Raw genomic sequence first — 15,702 nt, 5'->3', positions numbered from 1 at the left:
GATGTCCAGGAACGGTCCGTTCGCCCTGTTGTTCCATGCCCTGGTGGTGGTGTTCATGCTGGCGCCGCTGGTGGTGGTCTGCCTCGTCGCCTTCACGCCGGAAAACACCCTGAGTCTGCCGACCACGGATTTCTCCCTGCGCTGGTTCCGTGCCGTGTTCGAGCGCGCGGACTTCGTCGATGCGTTCTACAACAGCCTGGCCCTGGCGTTCTGCGCGGCCTCGCTGGCGACGTTGATCGCGGTGCCGGCGGCGCTGGCCATCACGCGCCTCGAATTCCCGGGTCGGGATTTCTTCAACGGCCTGTTCCTCTCGCCGATCATCATCCCTCACCTGGTGCTGGGCGTGGCGTTGTTGCGGCTGTTCGCGCTGATGGGCGTCAACGGCAACTTCACCTGGCTGATCTTCGCCCATGTGCTGGTCATTACACCCTACGTGCTGCGCCTGGTGCTGGCTTCGGCCATCGGCCTGGACCGCAGCGCCGAACAGGCCGCGCAATCGCTGGGAGCCGGGCGCTTCACGCTGTTCCGGCAGATCACCCTGCCGATGATCCTGCCGGGGGTAGCCGGGGGCTGGCTGCTGGCGTTCATCAACAGCTTCGATGAAGTCACGCTGTCGATCTTTGTCACGTCACCGGCCACGCAGACCCTGCCGGTGCGCATGTACGTCTACGCCACCGAATCCATCGATCCGATGATGGCCGCGGTGTCGGCGCTGGTCATTGCCCTGACGGCGCTGACCATGATTCTGCTCGACCGGGTCTATGGCCTGGATCGGGTCCTGGTAGGCAAACAATGAGGGCGCCATGGCTCTGCTGAAACGACTGGCCGAAGGCGACCGCCCGGTGCTCGACTTTACCCTCGACGGCACACCGGTTACCGGCCTGCTGGGGGACACCTTGCTGACCGCGGTGCTGACCTGCGAGGAACACCTGCGCGGCAGCGATTTCAGCGCCGAACCCCGGGCCGGTTTCTGCCTGATGGGCGCGTGCCAGGATTGCTGGGTCCGCCTGGGCGACGGCCGCCGCGTACGCGCCTGCTCGACCTTCCTGGAAGCCGGGCAGCAGATCACTCGCGAGCCGGGGCGGCAGGTATGAAACCGATCGCCATCATCGGTGCCGGCCCGGCCGGGATCCGTGCTGCCGAGACCCTGGTCGCCCACGGCGTGTTTCCCGTGCTACTGGATGAAGCCGCCCGCGCCGGTGGGCAGATCTATCGGCGCCAACCGGCCAACTTCAAACGCTCACCGACCCGCCTGTATGGCTTCGAAGCGCACAAGGCCACTGCCCTCCACCAGACCGCCGATGCACTGCGCGGACAACTCGACTACCGTCCCGACACCCTGGTGTGGAATGCCGAGGCTGGCTTGCTGGATACCTTGCATCAGGGGCGTGCCGCCCGGCTCGAGTACGCCGCAGTCATCGTCGCGACGGGCGCCACCGACCGGATCCTGCCTGTGCCGGGTTGGACTTTGCCGGGGGTGTACAGCCTGGGCGCGGCGCAGATTGCCCTGAAGTACCAGGGCTGCGCCATCGGCGAACGAGTGGTTTTCGCCGGCAGCGGCCCCCTGATGTATCTGGTGGCGTATCAATATGCCAAGGCCGGCGCCGATGTGGTCGCGGTGCTCGACAGTGCCCCGCTGAGTGCCCAGGTCCGCGCACTGCCCGGCCTGCTGGCGCAACCGGCCACGCTCGCCAAGGGCCTCTACTACCGAGGCTGGCTGGCCGCTCGCGGCATCGCCGTGCATCAAGGCGCGAACCTGTCGCGGATCGAAGGCGAGCGCCGGGTGCATGGGCTGAAATGGCGCAACGCGAAAGGCGAGCACTTTCTCGATTGCGATGCGGTGGCCTTCGCCCATGGTTTGCGCAGCGAAACCCAACTGGCCGACCTGCTGGGCTGCGAATTCACCTGGCAGCCCCTCAACCGGGCCTGGCTGCCCCGGCGGGACGCCGCCGGTCGCAGCAGTGTGCCCGGCGTCTACCTGGCGGGCGACGGCGCCGGGATCATGGGCGCCGATGCAGCGGAAAAGGCCGGCGAGCGGGCCGCCCTGGCCTTGCTCGCAGACCTCGGATACCGCGTCGACCCCGAACGTTGCGCTCAGCTTGAGCGCTCCCTGCAACGCATCGGTCGTTTCCGCCAGGGCCTGGAGCAGGCCTTCACCTTTCCGAAACATTGGGCCGGCGACACCACTGACGATCTGGTGATCTGCCGCTGCGAAGAAGTCAGCGTCGGCGACATCCGCCGGGTGGTGAACGAAGGCCATTGGGAGATCAACCGGGTCAAGGCCCATTGCCGGGTCGGCATGGGGCGTTGCCAGGGCAGAATGTGCGGCGCAGCAGCCGCGGAAATCATTGCCCGCGAAAGCGCACGCCCGGTCTGCGGGATCGGTCGCTTGCGAGCCCAGGCACCGGTCAAGCCCCTGCCCTTTGGCCTGGAGGTCGAGCCATGATCGAAGTGGACGTGGTGATCATCGGCGGCGGCATTGTCGGTGCTTCAGCGGCGTTATTCCTGAGCAAGGCCGGGCGCCGGGTAGCGCTGTTGGAGCGGGATTTCTGCGGCTCTCACTCCAGCGGCGTGAACTATGGCGGCGTGCGGCGCCAGGGACGGCCCTTGTCTCAACTGCCACTGTCGCAGCGGGCCCATGAAATCTGGAGCCAGTTGCCACAACTGATCGGCATCGACGGCGAATATCAGCGCAGCGGTCATCTGAAACTGGCCCGCAGCGCCGATGACCTGCGAGCGCTGCAGGACTATGCCGCCAGCAGCCAGGGCTTCGGCCTCGACCTGCAACTACTGGATCACGACGAGCTGCACACCCGTTTCCCCTGGGTGGGCGCCGTCGCGGTGGGGGCTTCGCTGTGCCCGGATGACGGCCACGCCAACCCACGCCTGGTGTCCCCGGCATTCGCTCAGGCCGCTCGCAGGCACGGTGCCCAGGTCCACGAACAATGCCCCGTGAGCACCGTTGAACACGATGGTCAGCGCTTTGTCGTGCGTACCGAAACCGGCCTGACGTTTCGCGCGCCCTGGCTGCTGAATTGCGCCGGCGCCTGGGCCAGCCATTTTGCCGCGCAATTCGGCGAAACCGTGCCGCTGTATGCCGGCCACCCGGCCATGCTGGTCACCGAACCGCTGCCATTGGTGATGGATGCCAGTACCGGCGTGGAAGGCGGCGGAATCTACTCCCGCCAGGTCGCTCGCGGCAATTGCGTGCTGGGGGGCGGCCAGGGTTTCGCGCTGGACGAAGCACGCGCCCGTCCCGGCCAGAACGCCGTGCTCGAGATTCTGCGCCAGGCGGTCGAGCTCTATCCATTTCTGGAGGGCGCCCAGGCGATTCGTACCTGGAGCGGCACCGAAGGCTACCTGCCTGATCGCCAGCCGGTGATCGGCCACAGCGGCACCCAACCCGGTCTGTTGCACGCGTTCGGCTTCGCCGGCGCCGGCTTCCAGATCGGCCCTGCGGTGGGCCAGGCACTCACCGAAATCATCTGCTGCGGCGCCTCGAACACGCCGCTGGATGCGTTTTCCATCACCCGGTTTCACTCCATCTCCGTTGCTTGATAGAGGAAGGTCGCGCCAATGAATAACGTCAAACGCACTGCACTTCTGGGTTTTTCCTGCTTGAGCGTCTTGCTCGGCATCGGCCAGGCACACGCCGAGCCGACGCTTTACCTGGGCATGAACGGTGGGACCATGGAGCGGCTCTACGCCGACAAGGTTTTGCCGGCCTTCGAGAAAGCCAACAACGTAAAAGTGGTGATCGTGCCCGGCACCTCCGCCGACATCCTGGCCAAAGTCCAGGCCAGCAAGGACAACCCGCAGATGCACGTCATGTTCCTGGATGACGGCATCATGTACCGCGCCATCGCCATGGGGCTGTGCGACAAGCTTCAGGACAACCCGACTCTGGCGCAGATTCCGGCCAAGGGTCGCATCAAGGACGAGGCCGTCGCGGTCAGCCTCGGCGTGACCGGACTGGCCTACAACACGCGGCTGTTCAAGGAAAAAGGCTGGAGCGCACCCACCTCGTGGATGGACATGGCCGACCCGCGCTTCAAGGACAAACTGGTGTTCCAGTCGATGGCCTCGTCCACATTCGGCCTGCATGGCTTCCTGATGTTCAACCGGATCCAGGGGGGCAACGAGACCAACGTCGAACCGGGCTTCAAGGCCTGGCCGGACACCGTCGGACGCAACGTGCTGGAATACATCCCCAGCTCGGCGAAGATCTCGGAAATGCTGCAAACCGACGAAGCGGCGTTGTTTCCGCTGACACCGACCCAGGTCACCGCGCTGAAACTCAAGGGCATGCCGGTGGAGTACGCGCAACCGAAGGAAGGCGCCGTGGTGCTCAACGTTGCCGAATGCGCCATCGCCCGCAACACCGAGCCTGAACTGGCGCAGAAACTCGCCGCGTTCCTGTTGACCCCAGAGGCCCAGGCCATTGCCCTGGAAGAAGGCGACCAGATCCCATCCAACCCCAACACCCCGACCACCGACAAGACCCGTGGCCAGGTCGAAGCGATGAAGCAATACCTCACCACAGCGATTGCCGTGGACTGGGACCAGGTCAATGAACAGCGCCCGGCATGGAACGCACGGTGGAACCGCAGTATCGAGCGCTAACCGGGTTAGCCCTGTGGCGAGGGAATTATCACCTCGCCACAGGGTTTTGTAACAAACTAGCTGGCATCAGACTTCACTTGATGACAGTGACCCCCACCATGGACACCCTAGACGCACTTCGCGCCGGCCAATTATCGGGCACTACCCGGTTGAAACTGGCCTGCGGCCTGACGCAGTTCCCTCGGGAAATCTTCGATCTGGCGGACTCCCTCGAAATCCTCGACCTCAGTGGCAATCAGCTCGATACGCTACCCGACGACCTGTATCGGTTGAGCCGGCTACGCATCCTGTTCTGCTCGGACAACCGTTTCACCGAACTGCCCGAATGCCTGGGGCGCTGCGCCGCCTTGACCATGGTCGGCTTCAAGGCCAACCGCATCGAACGGGTGACGGGCGCGGCCCTGCCGCCGCTGCTGCGCTGGCTGATCCTCACGGACAATCGCATCAGCCAGCTACCGGACGAACTGGGTCATCGCCCTTATCTGCAAAAACTGATGCTGGCCGGCAACCGCCTGCAGCAATTGCCGGAGAGCCTGGCCCAATGCCACCGACTTGAGCTGCTGCGCATCGCCGCCAATCGACTGACCGAACTGCCGCAATGGCTGCTTGACCTGCCCAGCCTCAGTTGGCTGGCCTACGCCGGGAACCCGCTGGAAACCCAGGCCGAAGCCGCCGCACCGAACAGCACGACGCCCATCGATTGGTCACAGTTGACGATGCAGCAACGGCTGGGCGAAGGCGCCTCGGGGGTGATTCATCAGGCGCAATGGCAGCCCCCGGGCCAGGCGGCCCGGAACGTTGCGGTGAAGCTCTACAAGGGCGAGATGACCAGTGATGGCTCACCGCTGCATGAAATGCATGCCTGCATCACGGCGGGCCGGCATCCGAACCTGATCGAGGTGTTGGGCCAGATCGTCGGGCATCCCGAGGAGCAGGCCGGGCTGGTCATGGCGCTGGTCGAACCCCGTTATCGCAACCTGGCCGGACTGCCGAGCCTGGAATCCTGCACCCGTGACGTGTATGCCGATGAACTGCGCCTGGGTCTGCCCGTAGCGTTGCGCATCGCCCACGGCATCGCCTCGGTGGCGGCGCATCTGCATCGCCAAGGCATCACCCATGGTGATCTGTACGGACACAACATTCTGTTCAATGACCAGGGCGATTGCCTGCTGGGGGATTTCGGCGCAGCGTCATTCCATACCACTTCGGACAGCGTACAGACCAGGGCACTGCAACGTATCGAAGTACGGGCGTATGGAATTCTGCTGGGGGAATTGCTGGAGCGCGTCGAACCCGGTTTTGTGGAGCCTGGAACGCTGAGGGAGTTGCAGGCGCGCTGCTGTCAGCCGCAAGTGCTGGCTCGGCCGGGGTTCGATGAGATTGAGGGCTTGCTAAGCGAACTCAAGCATATTGGTCACTCCCATACCCACTGAGCTCACCCATCCTGGTGGCGAGGGGATTTATCCCCGTTGGGCTGCGAAGCAGCCCCATGCAAACCGCCTGACGCACCACAAGTCGGGGTTCAGGGCCGCTTCGCGCCCCAGCGGGGATAAATCCCCTCGCCACAGGGGGAGTGTGTTCCAGGAACACAGGAACTGACTTTTGTTTTAACCGGCCAACCCGACGAACATATCCTGCACGTCATCGTGGTTGTCGAGACCTTCCAGGAACGCTTCGACTTCAGCCATCTGCTCGTCGGACAGACCGCTGACCGGGTTCTTCGGCTGGTAGCCCAGCTTGGCGGACAGCACCGTGAAGCCCTGCTCCGGCAGGGCCTTCTGCACGGCGTCGAGATCGGTAGGATCGGTAATGAACAGGGTCGCGCCCTCTTCGCCCGGCTCGAAATCCTGGGCGCCCGCTTCGATGGCGGCCATTTCCGGATCGGCGTCAGGGCTGTCCGGCGTGGCCTCGATCATGCCCACATGGTTGAAGTCCCACGACACCGAACCCGAAGCGCCCAACTGGCCCTTGCGGAACGCAACGCGGATCTCGGCCACGGTGCGGTTGATGTTGTCGGTCACGCACTCGACGATCAGCGGCACCTGGTGAGGCGCGAAACCTTCGTAGGTGACGCGGTGGTATTGCACGGTTTCGCCGAGCTGTCCGGAGCCTTTCTTGATGGCACGCTCCAGGGTCTCGCGGGGCATGGAAGCCTTCTTGGCCTGCTCGACTACCAGCCGCAGGTGCGCGTTGGTGGCAACATCAGCGCCGTTTCGTGCGGCAATGCTGATTTCCTTCACCAGTTTGCCGAAGATCTTGCCCTTGGCGTTGGCAGCCGCTTCTTTGTGTTTAACCTTCCACTGTGCGCCCATTACTCACTCTCTTGTCTGACGCGCCGAGACATCTGCTGGCCGACGCTGTGGCGCAAGTTTATACGGCCTAAACCGACTGATCGACCAAAAAATGCACCCTGGAAAATCGACATTTTCGCAACGCGTTGTAGGGGGTTTCTGAAATAGCGACTCGCCTCACCCGTTTTGCCCAATGGTTTCGTACTCTCGTGGCTTTCTCTTCTCAAGTAAGCACTGCAATGCGCAATGACATGGAAAGCCCCTTCAGCCTGACGCTCACGCAAAGCGACTTGCGCCTGCAAGTGCTGCGGTTCAGCGGTCGGGAAGCGCTCAACCAGCCGTATCGCTTCGACCTCGAACTGATCGGCCTGGCGCCCCCCATCAGCCCCGACGCATTACTGGGGCAACCGGCATTCCTGTGCATGGACCGCACGACGGGTGTGCACGGAATCGTGTACGACGTCAGCCTCAGCGCCCATGCCCCGCACCGTATCGGCTATCGCCTGACACTGGTTCCTTTTCTGCAGCTGCTGGAACAGGGCCCGCAACGACGGGTTTTCCAGCGGCTCAGTGTCGTCCAGATCCTCCAATGCCTGCTGGAAGACCACGCACTACCCACCCACAGTTACCGCTTCGAATTGCCTCATGGGCATTACCCGTGTCGTCCGTTCTGCATCCAGTACGAGGAAAGCGACCTGGAGTTGCTGCAACGGCTGTGCGAGGAAGAAGGCATTCATTACCACTTCGAACAGACGCCTTACGGTCATGTCTTGGTATTCGCAGAGGATCCGAAAAGCTTTCCCACGCGACCGGGCGAACTTTCCCTGCGTGCCGACGCCAACCGCCAACCGGCGATCGAGCGGCTCTACCAGCATTACCAGCACTCAACGCCCTTCCTGCCTCCCCGCTTCAGCGACCGGGCAACGACCCACGCCACCGCCAGCGCGGCGAATCATGCCTTCAACGATGCCGATCGCGAGCCAGCGCGGGGCAATCCAGCGCAGGCTCATGCCCGCCAGGTCGGGCGCCGGAACCTGGAGCGGTTGCGCTGCCGACAACGGGAAGTCCGCGGCCACACAGCCCTGCCCGTCCTGCGCAGCGGTCAGGTTGTGCAAATCACAGGGCACGCGATTTCCACCTTCAACGATCAATGGCTTGTTACCGAGGTCGAGCATCGCGGGCAGCAACCATCCATTCTCGAGGCGAATCCATCGTTCTCACCGCCGGTTCGGGACTACCGAAGCCGTTTCTCGGCCATTCCCTGGTCTACGGTGTTCAGGCCTGCCCTGGACCACCCCAAGCCCTGCGTTCCCGGTTATCACATTGCCTACGTACTCGGCGCGCCGAGCCAGCCAGCCACGCCCGACGAGCGTGGGCGGATCCAGGTCAGCCTGTGGAGCCCGGACCAGGAAGGCGTCGCCCTGCCCGTGTCGCGTCCGATGTCCAATGGCAACAGTCCCCTGATAGCCGGCAGCGAAGTGCTGGTGAGCTTCCTCGATGGCGACCCCGACCGGCCAGTGCTATGTCCTGGCGCCATCGACACCGGCAGTGGCCAAGTCGTCGCGCCACGTAAACCCGCGCCAGGCAACCGGGACGCAAGGCTACTGTTCGACTGGCTCTTGAACCCTCCCGACACCACAGCCTGACACGACGAAGGGGCTGGCTCGCTCAGGATCCCACCTGCGCCGAGCCGGCAAACCTGATCTGGCACAAGCAAACCCAGCGAAACGGGCTTACAGTAGATACAACGCCGCTCAAGACGGTGCTCTACCCTGACAGTTGGAGATATTGCAATGCCCTGGAAAAGCTCCGAGAGCCGATACAGTACCGTCACGGTCGCCCTGCACTGGCTGATGCTGGTGCTGCTGGCGGTGGTTTATGCCTGCATCGAATTACGCGGAATTTTTCCCAAGGGCAGTGGCGGTCGAACGCTGATCAAGGAAGCGCATTTCATGCTGGGCCTGACGGTGTTCCTGCTGGTCTGGCTACGCCTGTTCGCCCGCAGCATAGGCAAGGCACCGGCGATATTTCCGGCATCGCCTGCCTGGCAGACCGTTCTGGCGCGCCTGATGCACTGGGCGCTGTACCTGTTCATGATCGCCATGCCACTGCTGGGTTGGCTTATCACCAGCGCTGAAGGGCATCAAGTGATGTTCTATGGATTCGACCTGCCATTGCTCGTCGACCAGGACAAGGATTTCGCCAAGCGGCTCGAGAGCTGGCACGTACTGGGTGGCACCCTCGGCTATTGGCTGATCGGCCTGCATGCCCTGGCGGGGTTGTATCACCACTACGTGGTGCGCGATAACACGCTGCTGCGCATGATGCCCAAACGCGGCTGACAGCCCGTCACTCGAATCCCCGGCGGCCTTGCATGCCGCCGGTATGGACGAAAATCAGGCGGGTGCCGGGTGCGAACTGCCCGGCTTCGACCCGCGCCTTGAGCATCATCAGCGCCTTGCCGGTGTACAGCGGCTCCAACTCGATGGTATCGGTCGCCCTGATGAAAGCGCTGAGCTCGGCGTCGATCCGGGCGAACCCGTCACGACTGCCGTCGAGCAGGTTATAACGCGGATTGGCAAGGCCGGCTTCCCGCAGGATGCTTGCGACCTGCGACGCCACACCGTGATCCTCGGGCACCGCGAGTACGCCATGGACCGGTCGCTCCCCCGCTTCCGCCAGCACCAACCCCGCTAACGACGTTCCCGTGCCGCAGGGCAACCACCAGCCGTGATAATCCGCCCATCCCAAGGCCGCCAGCTGTGCACGGGCGCTGGCCACCCAGGCCATGCAACCTTGCGCGCCGGGTAACCCCGAACCACCCTCGGGCACTGGATGCAAATGCGGATAGCGCACCTGCCAGGGTCGCCAGAAATCCGCAGCGTGCCGCTCTCTGTATCCACCGTAACCCAACCAGTGCAGGGTCATGCCGAATGCTTGCAGGTCGAGTACGGTCGGCGTCTCCCGAGGATGTCCTCGCAACAGCCCGACCGTTGGGAACCCGAAACGCTTGCCCGCCGCAGCCAGGGCATGCAGATGATTGGAATAAGCACCGCCCAGGCTCATGAGCCCGCCGGCTCCAGCCTCATGCGCGATACGCAGATGATGGCGCAACTTGAACCATTTGTTGCCGCTGATCAGCGGATCGATCCGGTCCAGGCGCAACACCGCAACCTCGACACCAGCACGGCTGAGCCAGTCCAGAGGAAGCGGTTCGAGTTTGGGTTGCGGGTGCCAGTCGAGGGCAGGAAGGAGCATTGCGACAAGCCTTGCGGGAAGAAGCCGCATCTTATCAGTTTGGTCGCGGTGACCGCAGGATCCAGGCCCCCAACTGCATTTGTGGGAACGGGCTCGCCCGCTCCCACAAGAATCGGTGAAAAGTCTGACCTTACAACTGCGCCGCCAACCGCGAACCCTGGTTGATCGCCCGCTTGGCATCCAGCTCCGCCGCTACGTCGGCGCCGCCAATAAGGTGGACGGTCTGGCCCGCCGCTTCCAGGCCTTCCTGGAGTTCACGCAGCGGATCCTGGCCGGCGCAGATCACGATGTTGTCCACCGCCAATACCTGCGGCTCGCCGGTTTCGCCGATGCGGACATGCAGGCCTTCGTCGTCGATCTTCAGGTACTGAACGCTGTTGAGCATCTGCACCTGTTTGTTCTTCAGCCCCGTGCGGTGAATCCAGCCAGTGGTCTTGCCCAGCCCATCACCGACCTTGGAAGTCTTGCGCTGCAACAGAAATACCTGACGCGCCGGCGCATGGGGCTCGGCCTTGACCCCGGCCACACCGCCACGCGCCTCCAGTCGGGTGTCGATCCCCCACTCTTTCCAGAAGGCTTCGCGATCCTGACTGGTGGCAACGCCCTGGTGAACCAGGAACTCCGACACGTCAAAGCCGATACCGCCCGCCCCGATCACCGCAACAGTGCGGCCCACCGGCTTGCGCTCCAGGATCACGTCCAGATAGCTCAGGACCTTGGCATGTTCCACCCCCGGAATCGCCGGAACCCGTGGCGCGATACCGGTGGCGAGAATGATCTCGTCGTAACCCCCTGCCACCAGTTGCGCCACATCCACACGGGTGTTGAGGCACACTTCGACGTTGGTGGTCTGCAGTTTGCGGTTAAAGTAGCGCAACGTCTCGTAGAACTCTTCCTTGCCCGGCACCCGCTTGGCGATATTGAACTGCCCACCGATCTCACTGGCCGAATCGAACAGCGTCACCTGATGACCGCGCTCGGCCGCCACGGTCGCGGCAGACAGCCCGGCCGGGCCGGCACCGACCACGGCGATTTTCTTCACCTGGGTCACCGGCAGGTAGTTGAGCTCGGTTTCATGACACGCCCGTGGGTTCACCAGGCAACTGGTCAGCTTGCCGCCGAAGGTATGGTCGAGGCAGGCCTGGTTGCAGCCGATGCAGGTATTGATCTCATCTGCCCGCCCGGCGGCTGCCTTGTTGACGAACTCCGGGTCCGCCAGGAACGGCCGAGCCATGGACACCATGTCGGCGTCACCTTCGGCCAGGATCCGCTCGGCGACTTCCGGCGTATTGATGCGGTTGGTGGTGATCAGCGGAATGCTCACCGAGCCGCGCAGCTTGGCCGTGACCTTGCTGAACGCTGCACGCGGAACCTTGGTGGCGATGGTCGGGATCCTTGCTTCATGCCAGCCGATACCGGTGTTGATGATCGTCGCCCCGGCCTGCTCGATGGCCTTGGCCAATTGGACGATCTCTTCCCAGGTACTGCCGCCTTCCACCAGATCCAGCATCGACAAGCGAAAGATAATGATGAAATCCGGACCAACCGCTTCGCGCACCCGGCGCACGATCTCCACGGGCAGGCGCATGCGGTTTTCATAGCTGCCGCCCCAACGGTCGGTGCGATGGTTGGTGTGGGCCGCGAGGAACTGGTTAATGAAATAACCTTCCGAGCCCATGATCTCGACACCGTCGTATTCCGCCTGGCGGGCCAATACCGAACAAGTGACGAAGTCGCTGATCTGCTTCTCGATGCCCGCTTCGTCCAGCTCCTTGGGCTTGAACGGGTTGATCGGCGCCTGGATCGCGCTTGGCGCCACCTGCCTGGGGCTGTAGGCATAACGTCCGGCATGGAGGATCTGCATGCAGATCTTGCCTCCGGCCTCGTGCACGGCCCGGGTCACGATGTTGTGCTTGAGCGCCTCTTCCTCCGTGGTCAGCTTGGCTGCGCCGGAATAGACCCCGCCCTCGTCGTTCGGCGCAATCCCGCCGGTGACCATCAGCCCCACGCCGCCCCGGGCACGCTCGGCAAAATACGCCGCCATGCGCTCGAAGCCGCCAGGCTTCTCCTCAAGGCCCGTGTGCATCGACCCCATCAGGGTGCGGTTGCGCAGCGTGGTGAAACCCAGATCCAACGGGGCCAGCAGGTGCGGGTAATGAGAGGCGGTCATTGGTCACTCCACAACGAGCAAATCACGGAAAAAATGCGAAAGCTCTGCGGCCTCCGTCAGTCATGCCCAACAGCCTAAAAGGCCGGGGGCGACCGCTCAATGACCATAACTGACAAGTTAATGATCCAAATGTGCAGGGCTTTTCTACCAGTCTCGCGGTGGGAGCGAGGGGCCGTGCGCAGAGACGAGTGTGAAGGTTTGCAAATCGCGAACATCGGCGTTGCGGGGCGGCCTTCAACCCCGCCAGGGCGGACTGGTTTGCGATCTCTTTGGCCACGCTCGCCGAGTGTACAACCAGCGCCGTAGAACAGCTGGAATGCTGCCAATTGCTGTACCGACACTTTTTGCCAGACTATTGAAAGGCTTTCCAACTTTCTTCGCTTCGCTTTTTTGCGTCCCGACTCTCCTTGTAAAGTGCCCCAGTGAGAGCCCCGATCTTTGCAGCCAAAGTCAGCGCTGGGGTGTCAAGTGACTTACCGGACATGAGTTTTCTCCAAACATTAAAAAACCCGCCGAAGCGGGTTCTGATTATTTTGACCACTACAGCTACTGCACGCAGGTCAGACGAGCTTGTAGCGCGTAGCGGTTCAACGCTCGTGGGCAACATGGATGAGCTTATTCTGCGGGTGCAGTCGTTGAGTTCGATGAGCCGCATGCCGTGAAGATAGCCCGTCGTGGGTGACGTGTGCAGTGGGTAAAAGGACACTGCATCATTGCGTTGACCGAGGCGAGGCTTTCGCTGAGGTTGGCGAGCAGACTTTCAGTGTCGATGCCGTCGATGACGGTGAAGAGCTGGCCCGGTGGCCGGTCGGTTTTGGCGTCGGTTCCTTTCGGTTTCAGATAGAAATCCATCGCCCGATCGGAGGTGACGTAGCCTCGGGACTAGGGCTCGGGGTTACTGGGTGTGTATGGCTGGAGGACTCGACCCGCCGGATAAAATGGATGACCTTTTCCGGGGTTGTAGGCAAACTCCAATAGTTGCGTAGGAGGTGCCTTTTACGGTGTTTTTTTAATCGTAGCTCCCTTGATGGCCAGCTCTTCACCGGGATATTTTCTTCAGGTCGCTGCAAATTCAGCGACCGGGATTGGTAACCCGATGAGTTACGCAACAGCGCCATTCTCAATGGCGAGTTCGTTACGCCTGCAACATTGTTATGGCGGCTGTGCGTGGGACGCTCTCGGGCGTGCCGGTTTCCTTGACTCCCGGTTTACCAACCTGCGCGCAGCTGCCACCCATTCGCTTGGTAACGAGAAGTGGCAGTTCCTAACGGTCAAGGAGCTAGACAATGCGAACAGTCACCCCATACAGATTCTCGTCCTCCGATCCCCTCGATTCAGAATCTGAATCTCACTGCACCTCCATCATTGGAGGTGATCAATGACTGAACACACGGAAGAAAAGACCATCGGCCTGACGCCCTTCGTCTCTTGCTCAGGTCATCCGCTGTTTCATGTCAGCGCTGGCGTACCCGTCTACGAGGCACTGGCAATGGCGTCAGACCTGCTATTTCTGGCGAAGGCGTTTGCCGAAGACGCAGCGTTCATACGCAATACCGACCGACACGCCTGGGCTGCGCATTATTTCACGGTGATGGGCAAGGCGGTCATTGATGACGTGGTAATGGCCGTTACGCCCAAACCCGGGCTGGACCTGTATGGGGTGAAACCATGACGGTCTACAGGAACACACGCCGCGTTGACTGCGCGGTGATGAGCGCAGATAATTAACCCAATAGCGCCCGAACCTCTGGTGCTGGCTCAGTCCAGCATTATGTTTGGGCCTTCTTTTTTCTGGACAAAGGATGTCGCAGCCATTAGCTCCGCCAAAGCCGTTTCGATCCTACAGAGATCTATGCGCTCTGCTCACCAGCCGTGGTATGCAGATCCTCGACGTACCGCGCGCCGAACGTAAACTCAGTCAGATTGGCTACTACCGCTTGAGCGGATTCTGGTATCCGTGCCGTGAATTTCTTCGTAATGCCAAGGGCGACGTGGTGCTATGCGGCACAGGTAAAAAACCACGACGTCAAAACGCGTTTATCCCTGGCACTCATTTCGATTCCGTTATTGAACTCTATCTGTTCGACAAAAAATTGCGCCAACTGATGCTTGATGCCATTGAGCGCGTTGAGGTGCACTTACGCTCGACAATTGCTCACGAGGTGGGTTATCACGACCCACTGGCCTATCAGGACATCCGCTACATCAATCCTTCGCAAACCAGGACCTTCACGACCAAACAGGGTAAGTCACGCAACATTTGGAACGACTGGTCAAAGCGTCAAGAAGAGCAAATAGCTCGTAGCCGCGAGGATAGCATCGAGTGGCATCGACAGCAGCGTAAAGCAATGCCCTTTTGGGTGATCGTCGAAGCATGGGACTTTGGAATAGCATCGAAGTACTACGAGATACTCAAAGACAGCCATCGGAACAGAATCTGCAAACGGTTCGGTCTCACTAATGCAAGAATTCTTAAAGAATGGCTCCAGGAGATCAGCACCCTGCGCAACCGGTGTGCGCACCATAGCCGCATCTGGAACCAGGTTTCAGCCAATCCTGTACCCACCGTGCCAAACGACCCCTACTTTCAGAGGCTCGGCCTGGACTCGAATGCGACGAGCCGTCTTTATGGTCTGATCGCGGTACTCTGGTATCTGATCAAAAACATCGGCGTCAACTCGAAATGGATCCATCAGGTGGCCGACGTTATCGACGCTAAACCCACCTTACCTGGCTGCCCCTTGGCGGCGTTGGGCTTTTCTGATGAAACCGGGTTCCCTCGGGGGCTGTTCGGGATATGACCATCCTTATGCCGTGAGGACGGTTGTTTGGAACCGACTGTGCTTGGGGGCTTAGGGAAAAGCGCAGGCTGACACCTGCGCGGGTGATTACAGGTAGCGACTATGTCGCTCGATGAGCAACTGCCGATCATAGATTTGCATGTACGGCAGCAGTGCCTGAAAAATTTGCTCACGCTCATTTCCGCGGATCCAGCTTCCGTCGCGGTCAGTTTGAGTAAGCGCAAACCATGCAACCGGCGAGTCCAGTTAGAGCGCAGCATGCGCGCCCTGGTCAACACCAACCACGCAGCAGTGATCAACATCGACCCGAGCGGGCTTCAAGTGATGATCAACTGGAAGAACGGTAAGCAGATCCTCTCAAAGCCGGTGGCTGACGCACTCTGCGATGTTGCTCACCGCTGACGATCTACATCGCCGGCATCTGCGTTCGCCAATACGGTGCCCAGTACATTTGGTTGGCGGCACGTCGTCTGCATCAAGGGAAGTTTTCCTGGCCGAGCAATCGTCATGGTGACCAGATGGAACTCAATCCTGAGCAGCTACAGGCACTGGTAGTCGG

At 61.6% G+C, this 15,702-nt stretch carries 16 protein-coding genes; 12 read left to right on the top strand and 4 right to left on the bottom strand.

Going from position 1 to position 15,702, the window contains the following annotated elements:
• Nucleotide 1 precedes the first annotated feature (1 nt).
• The 6 genes from EGM97_RS19265 to EGM97_RS19240 all read left to right on the top strand — a co-directional run bounded on the left by EGM97_RS19265 (nucleotide 2) and on the right by EGM97_RS19240 (nucleotide 6,056).
• Nucleotides 2–796: an ABC transporter permease gene (locus EGM97_RS19265; protein WP_053154653.1), complete on the top strand. Its 795-nt coding sequence runs from the start codon at nucleotides 2–4 to the stop codon at nucleotides 794–796.
• 7 nt (nucleotides 797–803) lie between these two features.
• Complete coding sequence (locus tag EGM97_RS19260) at nucleotides 804–1,094, top strand: (2Fe-2S)-binding protein (protein WP_238964438.1); 291 nt, start codon at nucleotides 804–806, stop codon at nucleotides 1,092–1,094.
• Nucleotides 1,091–2,446: an FAD/NAD(P)-dependent oxidoreductase gene (locus EGM97_RS19255; protein WP_238964437.1), complete on the top strand. Its 1,356-nt coding sequence runs from the start codon at nucleotides 1,091–1,093 to the stop codon at nucleotides 2,444–2,446. Before EGM97_RS19260 ends, EGM97_RS19255 begins: the two co-directional genes overlap by 4 nt.
• Nucleotides 2,443–3,558 carry an NAD(P)/FAD-dependent oxidoreductase gene (locus tag EGM97_RS19250; protein ID WP_238964436.1) on the top strand — a complete coding sequence of 372 codons (1,116 nt, stop codon included), beginning with the start codon at nucleotides 2,443–2,445 and terminating at the stop codon, nucleotides 3,556–3,558. Before EGM97_RS19255 ends, EGM97_RS19250 begins: the two co-directional genes overlap by 4 nt.
• Before the next feature lie 18 nt (nucleotides 3,559–3,576).
• A complete protein-coding gene (locus EGM97_RS19245; RefSeq protein ID WP_238964435.1) occupies nucleotides 3,577–4,623 on the top strand; it encodes an ABC transporter substrate-binding protein in 1,047 nt (348 codons plus the stop codon).
• Nucleotides 4,624–4,721: 98 nt separating this feature from the next.
• The gene (locus tag EGM97_RS19240) at nucleotides 4,722–6,056 is read left to right on the top strand and encodes a leucine-rich repeat-containing protein kinase family protein (protein ID WP_238964434.1); all 1,335 of its coding nucleotides are present in this window, start codon (nucleotides 4,722–4,724) and stop codon (nucleotides 6,054–6,056) included.
• A 174-nt stretch (nucleotides 6,057–6,230) separates the two neighbouring features.
• Here EGM97_RS19240 and EGM97_RS19235 read toward each other — a convergent pair whose 3' ends face one another.
• The gene (locus EGM97_RS19235) at nucleotides 6,231–6,935 is read right to left on the bottom strand and encodes a YebC/PmpR family DNA-binding transcriptional regulator (RefSeq protein WP_053154671.1); all 705 of its coding nucleotides are present in this window, start codon (nucleotides 6,933–6,935) and stop codon (nucleotides 6,231–6,233) included.
• Between the two features lie 218 nt (nucleotides 6,936–7,153).
• Here EGM97_RS19235 and EGM97_RS19230 point away from each other — a divergent pair, with 218 nt between their 5' ends.
• Together EGM97_RS19230 and EGM97_RS19225 are read left to right on the top strand one after the other, a co-directional pair.
• Nucleotides 7,154–8,560 carry a type VI secretion system Vgr family protein gene (locus EGM97_RS19230; RefSeq protein WP_238964433.1) on the top strand — a complete coding sequence of 469 codons (1,407 nt, stop codon included), beginning with the start codon at nucleotides 7,154–7,156 and terminating at the stop codon, nucleotides 8,558–8,560.
• Nucleotides 8,561–8,707: 147 nt separating this feature from the next.
• The gene (locus EGM97_RS19225) at nucleotides 8,708–9,256 is read left to right on the top strand and encodes a cytochrome b (RefSeq protein WP_238964432.1); all 549 of its coding nucleotides are present in this window, start codon (nucleotides 8,708–8,710) and stop codon (nucleotides 9,254–9,256) included.
• 7 nt (nucleotides 9,257–9,263) lie between these two features.
• On the opposite strand, the gene EGM97_RS19220 is transcribed toward EGM97_RS19225, so the two are convergent.
• The 3 genes from EGM97_RS19220 to EGM97_RS19210 all read right to left on the bottom strand — a co-directional run bounded on the left by EGM97_RS19220 (nucleotide 9,264) and on the right by EGM97_RS19210 (nucleotide 13,194).
• On the bottom strand, nucleotides 9,264–10,172 hold the full coding sequence (locus EGM97_RS19220; protein WP_238964431.1) for a 1-aminocyclopropane-1-carboxylate deaminase/D-cysteine desulfhydrase: 909 nt from the start codon (nucleotides 10,170–10,172) through the stop codon (nucleotides 9,264–9,266).
• Nucleotides 10,173–10,302: 130 nt separating this feature from the next.
• Nucleotides 10,303–12,342: an oxidoreductase gene (locus tag EGM97_RS19215; protein ID WP_238964430.1), complete on the bottom strand. Its 2,040-nt coding sequence runs from the start codon at nucleotides 12,340–12,342 to the stop codon at nucleotides 10,303–10,305.
• 615 nt (nucleotides 12,343–12,957) lie between these two features.
• Nucleotides 12,958–13,194, bottom strand: coding sequence for a DUF6124 family protein (locus EGM97_RS19210; protein WP_238964429.1), 237 nt, complete (start codon nucleotides 13,192–13,194; stop codon nucleotides 12,958–12,960).
• 526 nt (nucleotides 13,195–13,720) lie between these two features.
• Here EGM97_RS19210 and EGM97_RS19205 point away from each other — a divergent pair.
• From EGM97_RS19205 to tnpB, 4 genes are all read left to right on the top strand, one after another.
• The gene (locus EGM97_RS19205) at nucleotides 13,721–14,014 is read left to right on the top strand and encodes a DUF3077 domain-containing protein (RefSeq protein ID WP_238964428.1); all 294 of its coding nucleotides are present in this window, start codon (nucleotides 13,721–13,723) and stop codon (nucleotides 14,012–14,014) included.
• Between the two features lie 205 nt (nucleotides 14,015–14,219).
• Nucleotides 14,220–15,143: an Abi family protein gene (locus tag EGM97_RS19200; protein WP_238964427.1), complete on the top strand. Its 924-nt coding sequence runs from the start codon at nucleotides 14,220–14,222 to the stop codon at nucleotides 15,141–15,143.
• A 102-nt stretch (nucleotides 15,144–15,245) separates the two neighbouring features.
• Nucleotides 15,246–15,545, top strand: coding sequence for a hypothetical protein (locus tag EGM97_RS19195; RefSeq protein ID WP_238964426.1), 300 nt, complete (start codon nucleotides 15,246–15,248; stop codon nucleotides 15,543–15,545).
• 53 nt (nucleotides 15,546–15,598) lie between these two features.
• The coding region (gene tnpB, locus EGM97_RS19190) for an IS66 family insertion sequence element accessory protein TnpB (protein ID WP_477788838.1) at nucleotides 15,599–15,702 on the top strand (104 nt) is incomplete at its 3' end.

It is taken from the genome of Pseudomonas sp. AF32, from assembly GCF_022342325.2.
In the GTDB taxonomy this organism is placed as follows: domain Bacteria; phylum Pseudomonadota; class Gammaproteobacteria; order Pseudomonadales; family Pseudomonadaceae; genus Aquipseudomonas; species Aquipseudomonas uvaldensis.
Note: the sequence above shows the minus strand (reverse complement) of the source record. Positions and strands in the feature narration are given on the sequence as shown.